Here is a 13,296-nt window from a genome sequence, read left to right on the forward strand (position 1 = left end):
TAATTGTCCCTAACGAGTAAAATTACTATGTTTTTAAGATTTATAAAGGATTTTTTCATAAAAAAAACAGTCAAGAAATCACTGCTTGCGTATTCCCTTGAAAGTACCGGTAAAAAGATTGAAACCGTAGGACTTTTAATCGATGAAACCTATTTTTCCAAAGAAAAAGAACTGATTGAGGAAATTACCGCTAACGGGATTTCAGCCGGCAACATCAAAGTCCTGATTTACAAAGACCGAATTAAGAAGAAAGACCTTTTTGAACATCCGAGTTTCAGCCGTAAAGACATTTCCTTTACTGGCGAGTTTCAGAAAGAAGAAATTAAGCAGTTTACGCGCGAAACGTTCGACATGCTAATCAGTTATTATGACATCGAAAAACCTCAGTTATTAATTGTAACTTTGCAGTCGAAAGCCCGGTTTAAGGTTGGTTTTTCATCAACAGACAAACGTCTGAACAATTTTACGATTACAACAGTAGCCGAAAAACATCAGGAGTTTGTAACTGAATTATTTAGATATCTGAAAATTTTAAACAAAATATAAAATGCAGTCACTTATCGGAACCGGAGTTGCATTGGTAACCCCATTTAAAAAAGATTTTTCTGTAGATACAGAAGCATTAAAACGCATTGTAAATTATGTAATCGACGGAGGTGTAGAATACTTGGTTGTTCTGGGTACAACTGCAGAATCTGCAACATTAACGGCTGATGAAAAAGAACTGGTAATTGCAACAGTAAAAGAGGCCAATAACGGAAGATTGCCGTTAGTATTAGGTGTTGGCGGAAACAATACCATGAAAGTGGTTGAAGAGCTGAAAACCAGAGATTTTTCTGGTTTTACCGCGATACTTTCGGTTTCGCCTTACTACAACAAACCAACACAGGAGGGAATTTATCAGCATTTTAAAATGATAGCCGAGAATTCACCGATTCCGGTTATCGTTTACAATGTACCGGGAAGAACCGCGAGCAATATGTTACCTTCCACGGTTTTGCGGTTAGCTAACGATTTCAAAAACATCATCGGAATTAAAGAAGCGGCCGGAGATATTGTTCAGGCGATGAAAATTATCGAAAACAAACCAAAAGATTTTATTGTGATTTCCGGAGATGACATGATTACGCTTCCGATGGTTTTGGCCGGTGGGGCAGGAGTAATTTCGGTTATCGGAGAAGGTTTTCCGAAAGAATTCTCCGAAATGGTACGTTTAGGTTTGCAACGTAAAGTAGATGAGGCTTATAAATTGCACTATTTATTGGCAGAAAGTATCGATATGATTTTTGAGCAGGGTAATCCGGGAGGAATCAAAGAAGTGTTTAAAGCTTTGGGCTTGTCGGAAAATACCGTTCGCCTTCCGCTGGTAAACGTTAACGAAGATTTAGCAAAACGGTTGAGCGCTTTTGTAAAGAAAGTTGTAAATTAGCAAAAAGCTTAAAAAAAGTAAAAGTCATGTTGTCGAAAACTATTCAGTCTGCCATTAACAACCAGATTAAAATTGAGGCGGATTCTTCACAAATCTATTTAGCGATGGCTTCCTGGGCTGAAGTTCAGGGGTTCGAAGGAATTTCTGCTTTCATGTACAAGCAATCCGACGAAGAGCGCATGCACATGCTTAAATTGGTGAAATATGCCAACCAACGCGGTGGTGAAGCCAAAATCCCAAACGTAATCGAGCCGGTTTTGGACTGTTCGTCCTTTAAAGCATTGTTTACACAATTGTATGAGCACGAAGTAAAAGTGTCGGCAAGTATTAACGAGTTGGTTCATATTTCTTTAAGCGAGAAAGATTATGCCACACACAATTTTCTGCAGTGGTATGTATCCGAGCAGATAGAAGAAGAAGCAACGGCGAGAACTATTCTGGATAAAATCAATCTGATTGGCGACGACAAAGGAGGTTTGTATCTGTTTGATAACGATATGAAAAATTTCTCCGGAGGACAGCCAACGGCCATGCAATAAAAACGAAATAAAAGAGTTATCGGAGATGTTCTTAATTTAAGGACATCTTTTTGATTTTTTGCTCGAGAAAAAAAGATTTTGTATTGTCTAATTAATAATTAATTTTGCAGTTGCTTTTCTAGGAATGTTTAAAAAATGGGGAAGCACAATAATTCTAAGTGATAAAAATGAATAAAGTTCTATATATTGCTCTTTTTTCGGTACTTCTTTTTTCGTGTAGTCCTTATCAAAAGGCATTAAAATCGGAAGATTTGGCATACAAATATGAAATTGCTGCTAAGAAATACGACGAAGGGAAATACAATAAGGCAATCCGATTGTTTGAACAAATTGCCGCTCCAAACAGAGGAAAACCCAATGCAGAAAAGTTGTTTTACATGTTTGCCCAATCGTATTATAAAACTAAGCAGTATTATTTGGCAGCACACCAATTTGATGCTTTTGTAGCGGGTTATCCGAAGAGTGAACGAAGAGAAGAAGCTGCATTTTTGGGAGCTAAAAGTTATTCGATGTTGTCACCGGTTTATTCGTTAGATCAAACAGAAACCGATAAAGCCATTGATAAACTGCAAAATTATATCAACACTTATCCCGATTCGCCAAATTTTGAGGAAGCGAACAAAATTATTGGGGACTTAAGAGATAAGTTGGAGAAAAAATATTTTGAAATTGCGAAAGCATACGGAATGGTTCAGAATCCGATTAACGATTATAAAGCCGGTATTAAAGCGTTGGATAATTTCATTTCCGATTATCCGGGAACCAAATACAAAGAAGATGCTTTGTTTTATAAACTGGAATTCTCTTATAACTATGCGATAAAGAGTATTCCGTCTAAAATGGAAGAGCGTCTTAACATTGCCAAAAATGCGTATGCAAGTTTAATCCGCTTCAAAGCAGATACAAAATATAAAAAAGAAGCTGATGAAATGTCGGCAAACATTGATAAAGAATTACAAAAATTTTCTAAATAAGAAGTCATGGATTTAAAGAAAACAACAGCTCCTGTAAACACGATTACTTATAACAAAAGTAAGATTGAAGAGCCAACCGGTAATATCTACGAGGCAATTACCATTATGGCAAGAAGAGCTAATCAGATCAATTCTGAAATTAAAAAAGAGTTGATTGATAAATTAGACGAATTTGCTACTTACAACGACAGCTTGGAGGAAATTTTTGAAAACAAAGAGCAGATTGAAGTGTCTAAATTCTATGAAAAATTACCTAAACCGCACGCTTTGGCAGTACAAGAGTGGTTAGAAGGTAAAATCTACTACAGAGACTCAAACAAATAATATTATGTCTGTTTTAAGCGGTAAAAAAATACTACTCGGCGTATCCGGAGGCATTGCCGCTTATAAATCAGCCATATTAGTAAGACTACTTATAAAAGCAGGTGCTCAGGTTAAAGTAATCATGACACCTGCTGCTAAAGACTTTGTTACTCCGTTAACACTTTCCACGCTTTCCAAGAATCCGGTATATTCTTCCTTTTTTAATGAAGAAGATGAGAATGCCGAATGGAACAATCACGTGGATTTTGCACTTTGGGCCGATCTGATGCTCATCGCACCTGCTACTGCCAACACCCTTTCCAAAATGGTGAACGGCAATTGCGACAACCTTCTCATTGCAACGTATCTTTCTGCCAAATGTCCGGTTTATTTTGCGCCGGCGATGGATTTGGATATGTACAAACATCCATCCACTTTAGCAGGTTTCCGGTCGTTACGGGATTTCGGCAACATCATAATTCCTGCCGAAAAAGGGGAATTAGCCAGCGGATTATCCGGAGAAGGCAGAATGGCGGAACCCGAAAACATCGTCGCTTTTTTAGAAAAAGACCTGGAAAGCAAATTACCGCTTAAAGGAAAAAAAATTCTGGTTACTGCCGGACCAACTTATGAAGCCATAGATCCGGTACGTTTTATCGGGAATCATTCCACCGGAAAAATGGGGTTTGATATTGCCAAAGCTGCTGCAAATTTAGGCGCAGAAGTTATTCTGGTTTCCGGACCGACACATCTGCAATTAAAGAACAGTAACGTTACACTTGAAAGCGTTACTTCGGCTCAGGAAATGTATGACACCTGTCATCGTTATTTCAAGGAGGTGGATGTTGCTATAGCCGCCGCCGCCGTTGCAGATTACAAACCAAAAAATGTAGCCGCTCAGAAAATAAAGAAAAGCGATGTATCGTTTGTTATTGAACTGGAAAAGACAAAAGACATTCTTGCTTCGTTAGGCGAAATTAAGGAGCAGCAGTTTCTGATTGGTTTTGCTCTGGAAACGGAAAATGAAATTGAACACGCAAAGCAGAAAATTCAGAAAAAAAACTTAGATTTGATTGTTTTAAATTCCTTAAACGATAAAGGTGCCGGATTTGGTCAGCCGACGAATAAAGTTACTTTTATCGATAAGAATTTTGTAATCACCCCGATGGACCTGAAATCGAAAGAAGATGTGGCCGCGGATATCATCAACAAAATATTGGAACACTATGCGTAATTGGGTCATAACAGTACTTTTATTTCTTTCATTTGTTGGAAACGCACAGGAATTAAACTGTTCGGTCAGGGTGAGTTATGATCAGATAACCAATGCCAATGTGCAGGTGTTTAAAACGCTGGAACGTTCACTGACGGATTTTGTTAACAATACCAAATGGACCGAAAAAAATGTCGCCAGCAACGAACGAATAGATTGCAGTATGTTCATTACCGTGAACTCTTACGAGTCCAACAACTTTAAAACGACCATTCAGGTACAGTCTTCCCGTCAGGTTTTTAATTCTACATATTCGTCGCCTGTTTTCAATCATAATGATAAAGACTTTGAATTTCAGTATATTGAATTTCAGAATTTGTTATACAATCCCAACAGTTACGATTCCAACCTGATTTCGGTTATTGCCTTTTATGCCAATATTATTATAGGTTTGGATGCCGATACGTTCTCCCGTCAGGGCGGAACCAAATATCTGGAAGCAGCTTCCAATATTGCTAATTTAGCCCAAAGCAGCGGTACAAAAGGCTGGACACAAACCGATAAAACGCAGAACCGTTATTATCTGATAAATGATTTGCTGTCCAATACTTACGCGCCATATCGGGAAGGAATGTATGAATATCATTTTTCCGGCCTGGACAAAATGGCTGATGATGTGAAAACAGGAAAAACCAATGTTTTAAAAGCGGTGGAAACGGTTTCCAAAATACACAGTGTGCGACCTAATTCCTTTATTTCCAGAATATTTTTTGATGCTAAGTCTGATGAAATTGTATCCATTTTTTCTGGCGGACCAAGTGTCGAAATTGCCAGTTTGGTTGATACTTTAAACCGAGTTTCACCTCTTAATGCTGTAAAATGGAATAACATTAAGTTTTAATTCGTGTCACAATTAACCTGAAAAAGAGGCATGCTGACATCACTTACCATTAAAAATTTTGCATTAATCGAACAGTTGGAAATGAATTTTTCCGACCGTTTATCCATTATAACCGGAGAAACCGGAGCAGGAAAATCCATTTTATTGGGCGCATTGGGACTGGTATTGGGAAAACGTGCCGATTTAACTTCTCTAAAAGACAAAGAGCAGAAATGTGTGGTGGAAGCCCATTTTCAGATTGACAAATACCAGTTGCAGGACTTTTTTACGGCAAACGACTTGGATTACGAAGACGTAACGATTATCCGAAGAGAAATTTTGCCATCCGGAAAGTCGCGGGCTTTTATCAACGACAGTCCGGTCAATCTTAATGAATTGGTAGAGTTGGGAGATTTCCTGATTGATATTCATTCCCAACATCAGACGCGCGAACTTACCAATAAAGAATATCAGACGGAAATTCTAGATGCTTTCGCTGCCAATCAAAGTCTTTTAACGGATTACAGACAACATCTTTCCAAATACAAAACCCTTAAAAGTGATTTAAAAAAGCTGATTTCCGACAAAGATGCGCTAACCAAAGAATACGATTACAATTCCTTTTTACTCAACGAATTGCTTACAGCTAATTTAAAATCGGGTGAACTGGAAGAATTGGAAAGTATTCAGGAAAAACTGAGCAATGTCGAATTTATTGGCGAATCCATTGACAAATCACTGGCGATACTCAACGAAGAGCAAATCGGAGTGATTCAGAACCTGAAAGAAGTGAAAATAGCGCTTCAGAAAATTTCGGGACTTTCACCAGATTACCAGACTTTACATGAAAGGATTGCCAGTATTTTGATTGAAACAGACGACGTTGCTTCAGAATTAGTAAGCGAATCTGAAAAATTGGTGAACGATCCCGAAAAATTGGATTTGGTAAATCAGAAGCTGCAAACCCTTTACGCTTTATTTAAAAAGCATAATGTGGGTACGATAGAAGAGCTTCTTGAAATTCAAAACGATTTGGACGGGAAAGTGATTCTGGCGGACGATCTGGAAAATACCATTGTAAAGTTAGAATCGGAAATTGCAGGGCAACAGAAGGAGTTGGATGCTTTAGCAGCTGAAATTACAAAGAAAAGAATTGCTTCAGCGCCGGTTTTAACCGATAAAATAGCCGAAATTCTTTCGCAATTAGGCATGCCGAATGCCCGTTTTCAGTTCGAAATAAGTCCGTCAGCTTCGTGTGGACATAACGGAAAAGACGAAATTCAGCTTTTGTTCTCTGCCAATAAAGGAACCGATTTCGGATTGCTGAAAAAAGTGGCTTCCGGCGGTGAAATGTCCCGAATCATGTTGGCTGTAAAGTCTATCATGGCGAATTATACTAAATTGCCAACCATCATTTTTGATGAGATTGATACCGGAGTTTCGGGAGAGATTGCACACAAAATGGGCGATATAATGAAAGCGATGAGTGAAGAACTGCAGGTTTTTGCCATCACGCATTTGCCACAGATTGCCGCGAAAGGAGAACAACACTATAAAGTTTACAAATCGGTAATAGGGGATACCACTGTTTCTGAACTGAAATTACTTACCAAAGAAGAGAGAATAACGGAAATTGCGGAAATGCTATCCGGCAAAGAAATATCGGATTCGGCTTTAAATCATGCCAAAGCGTTGCTGAATTGATTTTTTGAACTATTTTTGTTACTCTTTAAAAACTAACGAACTATATCAAAATAAAAGTACGACATGATTATTGAACCAAGAATGCGAGGATTTATTTGTTTGACAGCTCATCCAAAAGGCTGTGAGCAAAATGTTAAGAATCAAATCGAATACGTAAAATCTAAAGGGAAAATAGACGGACCTAAACGGGTATTGGTAATTGGTGCTTCAACCGGATTTGGTCTAGCCTCAAGAATAACCAGTGCTTTTGGTTGTGATGCAGCAACTATCGGAGTGTTTTTTGAAAAACCGGCAGCAGAAGGGAAAACAGCTTCTCCGGGTTGGTACAATTCCGCAGCATTTGAAGTGGAAGCGCATAAAGCCGGATTATACGCGAAGAGTATCAACGGTGATGCTTTTTCAAACGAAGTAAAACAGCAAACCATCGATATGATCAAAGCTGATTTAGGTCAGGTTGATTTGGTGATTTACAGTTTGGCTTCTCCGGTGCGTTTGCATCCTACTACAGGCGTGTTACACCGTTCGGTATTAAAACCAATTGGTTCAACTTTTACTAATAAAACCGTTGATTTCCATACCGGAAATGTTTCTCAGGTTTCCATCGAACCGGCTACGGAAGAAGATATCGCCAATACCGTTGTGGTAATGGGAGGCGAAGACTGGACCATGTGGATGGATGCTTTAAAAGGTGCCGGTGTTTTAGCAGAAGGCGCCACAACAGTTGCGTATTCCTATATCGGGCCGGAAGTTACCGAAGCCGTTTACAGAAAAGGAACCATCGGAAGAGCAAAAGACCATTTGGAGGCTACTGCTTTTGAAATTACCGATAAACTGAAAGATCTTAACGGAAAAGCCTATGTTTCGGTAAATAAAGCTTTGGTTACTCAGGCGAGTTCGGCTATTCCGGTAATTCCGCTGTATATTTCCCTACTGTACAAAATTATGAAAGCCGAAGGAATTCACGAAGGCTGTATTGAACAGATTCAGCGTTTGTTCCAGCAGCGTTTATATGCAGGAGGAGAAGTTCCAACTGATGACAAAGGAAGAATCCGTATCGACGATTGGGAAATGCGAGCCGATGTTCAGGATAAAATTGCCAAATTATGGAGTGAATCCACTACAGAATCATTAGTTGAAATTGGCGATTTAGCCGGGTACAAACAAGACTTTTTAAATCTTTTCGGTTTTGGTTTTCAAGGGGTTGATTATTTGGCCGATACAAACGAGATGGTAAACGTGCCCAGTATAAAAGAATAATCTTACTTATTTTTGTTAAAAAGTTAAAAAACTCACGATTCGTCGTGAGTTTTGTGTTTTAGGCCGAAATTATTGAGGAAACTAAAAAAAAAAGGTAATTTTGTTATTCAATTCAAATTATTAAAAAACATGAAAAAAATTACTTTATTAATTGTAACTTTTATGTTAGGTCTTTTTGGGGTTTATGCTCAATCGGCTTCAACATATGTGTTTACAAGTAGTATGGGCACCTATACTGATAACAGTGGTGCGGCAACAACTCTTGCGGGAGTAAGAGCTGATACTTTTATTAGTGCTGCTCAAAATATAGGTTTTACCTTTGTTTACGAAGGGGTCCCTTATACTCAGTTTAAAATGAGTTCAAATGGCTTTATTAGCCTTAATACTGTTGGCACATCATCGTTAACAACTAACGATTTTTCAACGGCGAATGCTACATCAAGACCTATCCTAGCTCCACTTTGGGACGATTTGGATGGATCAGGTCCGGCAACTTCATTAGCTAGTTATGAAGTGACTGGCTCAGCTCCAAATAGAGTTTTGACAGTTGAATGGAAAAACTGGGAATGGAATTATAGTAGTACATCAGCTGTTATCAGTTTTCAGGTAAAGCTTTACGAAACGACTAACGAAATTGAATTTGTTTACAGACAAGAAGCGACCGCAGTAGCAAGTGGCTCTGCTTCAATTGGTATTGGTTCGGCAACAGGTTCAGGATCTGGGAGCTATTTAAATTTAACGAGCGTTACTGCTCCTGCGGTTAGTAGTACAGCGTCTACAACGAATATTAATACAAAACCAGCAACTGGTCAAATCTTTAAATTTACGCCTCCACCAGTTTGTACAGGAACTCCAGTTGCAGGAACTGCAACTCCTGCAAACCAAACGCTCGTAACAGGATATACGCCAGCGGTTTTAACAGTGTCTGGGCAGTCTACAGGGGTTTCGGGTTTAACTTATCAATGGGAACAGTCAACAGACGGAGGGTCTAATTGGGTTAATGCAATAGGAGGAACCGGTGCTACGACACTTTCTTATACTCCTCCTGCTTTTTCGGGGACTCCTATTTTATACAGATTAAACATTACTTGTACTGCTTCATCAGAGAATGCATATTCATCAGTAGCTTCTTTAACTCCTTGTGGTGTGGAAACAGCACCAACAGCAACTGAAACTTTTGCGACCTATTTGCCGACTTGTTGGTCAGTAAAAAAAGGTGCTTTAACGGCTAGTTCAACATTAACAGGAACGACATCGGAATGGATGGCTGAGGCAGGTTTTGGAAATGCTGGCTCTAATGCTGCTGTGAGAATTAATTTGTACGGAGGATCTGTAGCAACTCCTGATAATGATTGGATAATTTCTAATAGCATTGATTTAGGACCAACACCAAGTTTATACAGAATCAAATATAAAATAGGGGCGACTACTTATTTAGGATCAACCGTACAAACTACTTTAGGAACACATGTTGTTAGAGTAGTTGTTTCTACTGATAATGGAGCAACATGGTCAAATGCAAATGTGATTAAAACATATACTGGGGCAGGAACTTATACTGTGGGACAGGAAGAAACTGTTAATTTAATAGGATATTCAGGAGTTGTTAAGATAGGTTTCTTAGCGACTACAACTTCAACTTCACCGGATATAGATTTTCATATAGATGATTTTCAAGTAGAACTTATGCCTGCTTGTTCAGCACCAACTGCTTTAGGAGCAGGCAACTTTACCAATAATTCTGCAAGTTTATATTGGACAGCTGGTGGAACTGAGAGTGCTTGGAATATTGAATGGGGGCCAACAGGATTTACTCAGGGTACCGGAACAGTTGTAAATGGAGTTGCAAATCCTTATCTATTATCTGGGTTAGCAGCAAGTACAACATATCAATATTATGTTCAGGCAGATTGTACAGCCAACGGAACAAGCACTTGGGCAGGGCCATATAGTTTTACAACTACATGTGCTCCGGCAAGTATTCCTTATACTCAGAATTTTGAAAGTGCAACTGTGCCTAATTTACCTTCTTGTACTTCACAAGTGAATCTAGGTTCAGGAAATTCATGGACGGTGGAAAACAATCCAGGATACGGATTTACAACAAAAACTTTGCGTTACAGATGGAATACAACAAGTCCTGCAAATGTTTGGTTCTTTACACAAGGAGTAAATCTTACAGCTGGTCAGGAGTATAAAATTTCGTATAATTATGGTAATGCAGGGACAACTTTCCCTGAAAAGCTTAAAGTAGCTTACGGAACATCTAACAGTCCGGCAGCAATGGTTAATACATTAGCGGACTATCCTAATATTAATCAGGCTACAATTCAAAGTGATTTAATTGTTTTTACACCGGCAGCTGATGGAGTTTACTATTTTGGATTCCAGGCTTATTCTGCTGCAGATCAATTCTATTTATTCGTTGATAATATTGTGGTTGATGTTAATTTAGGTACATCAGCTTTCGATGCTTCATCATTCAAAGCATTCCCTAACCCGGTAACAAACGTATTGAACTTATCGTACTCATCTGAAATTTCTTCAGTAGAAGTATTCAATATGTTAGGACAAAAAGTACTGGTTAAAGAGTTGAATGTTGCTCAGGGACAAATAGATATGTCTAACTTAAATGCAGGAAACTACCTAGTTAAAGTTACTGCAGACGGTCAGACAAAAACAATAAAAGTTATTAAACAATAATTTTTTGTGAAAAAAAAATGAAAAGCGGCTATTTAGCCGCTTTTTTTTTATATAAATACTTGTTTTTGTTAATTCTCGCTTTTAAATTTTAAAAGAATGCTAAAAAAAATGTATATTGCTTTGTAATATTAACAAATCACTAAAAAACTTATGAGAAAAATTACTTTTCTGGCATTTATTTTTTTTGTGGGATTAACTTCATATGCACAGTCTATATGTACACAGACTTTCACTGTGAGTGGGTATGACGAAGATTCAACCGTGCTTACAATAAATGCTTCCGACATCACCTGTAATGGTGGTTTTGCCATTACGAATTTAAGATTGATTAACGGAGCTGATGATTTAGATTCTTTCTTTTGCTCTGCTAACGGTTCCAGCTGGTATGGATTTGATTTGTCTATTGATGGAGGAACAGTTTATACAGGATGTGCCGCAGACTTTGAAAACACAAACATTACAGGTTTTACCTCCCTGACCATTACATCACATGATGATGATGATTGGCCGGATTTTATCACAATGACCATTGATGTGGAAGTGACCTATACGCCAACAACAGTACCTCCATGTACGATATTGTCTAATCCCGGAAATGGTGCTACCGGAGTTAATTCTGGTGTTATTTTCTGGTCATCTGCGGCAGGGGCATCCGGATACAAATTAAATGTAGGAACTACTCCTGGAGGGACAGACATACTAAATATGACAGATGTTGGTAATGTTTTAACTTATGATTTAGGAGCATTAACACCTGGCGGTACCTACTACGTTACAGTTATCCCTTATAACGTAATTGGTGATGCTGTTGGTTGTAACGCATCAAGTTTTACAACTTGTGTGGTTTGTTACTGTGATCCGATTTATACAACAGGGAAAACGGATGGTGATTTAATTTCAAACATTGAAATCATAGGAACTACTTTGTCTAACAACACTGGTGCAGATCCTGTTAACCCAGCTTTTACGTATTTTACAGGAATGCCAAATTATACAGCTACTTTACAGGCGGGTAATACGTATACTGTTTCTGTTACCGTAGGTTCTTATGGCGGTCAAAATGTAGCCGTTTGGATTGATTATAATGATGACGGTACTTTCGATACCTCTGAAAGAGTTGGATATACAACGGGATCAATTGCTGCTAATGGTACTGCAACATTCCAAATTGTTGTTGCCTGTAATCCGGCTTTAGGAACACACAGAATGCGCGTTAGAGATGTTTGGAATACCACAGGTATTAATATTGATCCATGTGACTCTTACGGATATGGTGAAACCGAAGATTATAACGTTACAATTTCTGCTGCAGTAGCTTGTCCTCAGCCATCAATGTTAGCGGCAAATGCTATTACAACAGATTCAGCATCTTTAACATGGAATATTGGTTGTGCCGAAAACTTATGGAATGTACATTTAACCACTGCTGGAGGTGGAGCTCCTGTTGGTACAGGATCTAACCCAGGTGTAACGAATCCATTAAATATTACCGGGACTTTATTGCCTTCCACAACTTACGAATTCTATGTTCAGGCTGATTGCGCCGGAAACGGGACAAGTTTATGGACGGGGCCATTCACTTTTACCACAAATGCTTTGCCACCGGCTAATGATGATTGTGCAAGTGCGGTTGTGTTAATTCCAGGTGGAGTATTTAATACAAATGCTGTAGTGGGAACGAATGTTGCCGCAACGAACTCAAATCCACCGGCACCTGGATGTGCTTCTTTTTCAGGAGGAGATGTATGGTATACTGTGACAGTTCCGGCTTCCGGAAATATTACAATAGAAACAAACAGCAATGCAGGAAGCCCGATTACAGATACAGGTTTAGCAGTTTACAGTGGAACTTGTGGCAGTTTAACATTGGTCGAGTGTGACGACGATGACAGTGCAGACGGAAATTTCTCAATGATTGCTTTAACAGGCAGAACTCCAGGTGAAGTACTTTATATTAATACATGGGAATATGGTGGAGGAACTGAAGGAACGTTCAGAATTTCAGCCTACGACGCGTCATTAAGCGCTGGTTCTTTCGATATGACAGCATTCAAAGCCTATCCAAACCCGGTAACAAACGTATTAAACTTATCGTATTCTTCTGAAATATCTTCCGTAGAAGTATTCAATATGTTAGGACAGAGAGTTTTAACTGAAAAATTGAGTGCCAATCAGGTACAGGTTGATATAAGTAATTTACCTTCAGGAAACTACATGGTTAAAGTTACAGCAGACGGATTGACAAAATCAATCAAAGTAGTGAAACAATAATTCTGCATAATATTCTTTTAAAA

General features: G+C 38.5%; 11 protein-coding genes. All 11 read left to right on the forward strand.

The annotated features are described in order from the left end of the window. The first annotated feature begins 27 nt into the window (after positions 1–27). Positions 28–546: a DUF6913 domain-containing protein gene (locus G498_RS0103370; RefSeq protein WP_026979858.1), complete on the forward strand. Its 519-nt coding sequence runs from the start codon at positions 28–30 to the stop codon at positions 544–546. 1 nt (position 547) lies between these two features. Further along, positions 548–1,429, forward strand: a complete 882-nt coding sequence (dapA, locus tag G498_RS0103375) for a 4-hydroxy-tetrahydrodipicolinate synthase (protein WP_026979859.1) — start codon at positions 548–550, stop codon at positions 1,427–1,429. Between the two features lie 26 nt (positions 1,430–1,455). Beyond that, positions 1,456–1,968, forward strand: a complete 513-nt coding sequence (locus G498_RS0103380; RefSeq protein ID WP_026979860.1) for a ferritin — start codon at positions 1,456–1,458, stop codon at positions 1,966–1,968. Positions 1,969–2,135: 167 nt separating this feature from the next. Beyond that, positions 2,136–2,942, forward strand: a complete 807-nt coding sequence (locus G498_RS0103385) for an outer membrane protein assembly factor BamD (protein WP_026979861.1) — start codon at positions 2,136–2,138, stop codon at positions 2,940–2,942. Positions 2,943–2,948: 6 nt separating this feature from the next. After that, positions 2,949–3,266 carry a DNA-directed RNA polymerase subunit omega gene (locus G498_RS0103390; protein ID WP_026979862.1) on the forward strand — a complete coding sequence of 106 codons (318 nt, stop codon included), beginning with the start codon at positions 2,949–2,951 and terminating at the stop codon, positions 3,264–3,266. Between the two features lie 4 nt (positions 3,267–3,270). Beyond that, the gene (coaBC, locus tag G498_RS0103395) at positions 3,271–4,479 is read left to right on the forward strand and encodes a bifunctional phosphopantothenoylcysteine decarboxylase/phosphopantothenate--cysteine ligase CoaBC (protein WP_026979863.1); all 1,209 of its coding nucleotides are present in this window, start codon (positions 3,271–3,273) and stop codon (positions 4,477–4,479) included. Beyond that, a complete protein-coding gene (gene porD / locus G498_RS0103400) occupies positions 4,472–5,359 on the forward strand; it encodes a type IX secretion system protein PorD (protein WP_026979864.1) in 888 nt (295 codons plus the stop codon). The genes coaBC and porD overlap by 8 nt, the downstream gene beginning before the upstream one ends. A gap of 30 nt (positions 5,360–5,389) precedes the next feature. After that, entirely contained in the window at positions 5,390–7,042 is a 1,653-nt protein-coding gene (gene recN, locus G498_RS0103405; protein ID WP_026979865.1) for a DNA repair protein RecN, read from the forward strand. A gap of 63 nt (positions 7,043–7,105) precedes the next feature. Continuing rightward, positions 7,106–8,299, forward strand: coding sequence for an enoyl-ACP reductase FabV (gene fabV, locus G498_RS0103410; protein ID WP_026979866.1), 1,194 nt, complete (start codon positions 7,106–7,108; stop codon positions 8,297–8,299). Positions 8,300–8,371: 72 nt separating this feature from the next. Next, a complete protein-coding gene (locus tag G498_RS0103415) occupies positions 8,372–11,002 on the forward strand; it encodes a T9SS type A sorting domain-containing protein (RefSeq protein ID WP_026979867.1) in 2,631 nt (876 codons plus the stop codon). Between the two features lie 150 nt (positions 11,003–11,152). Further along, on the forward strand, positions 11,153–13,273 hold the full coding sequence (locus G498_RS0103420; protein ID WP_026979868.1) for a GEVED domain-containing protein: 2,121 nt from the start codon (positions 11,153–11,155) through the stop codon (positions 13,271–13,273). Positions 13,274–13,296 lie beyond the last annotated feature (23 nt).

The sequence above is a fragment of the Flavobacterium suncheonense GH29-5 = DSM 17707 genome, assembly GCF_000430025.1.
GTDB classification, from domain to species: Bacteria; Bacteroidota; Bacteroidia; order Flavobacteriales; family Flavobacteriaceae; genus Flavobacterium; species Flavobacterium suncheonense.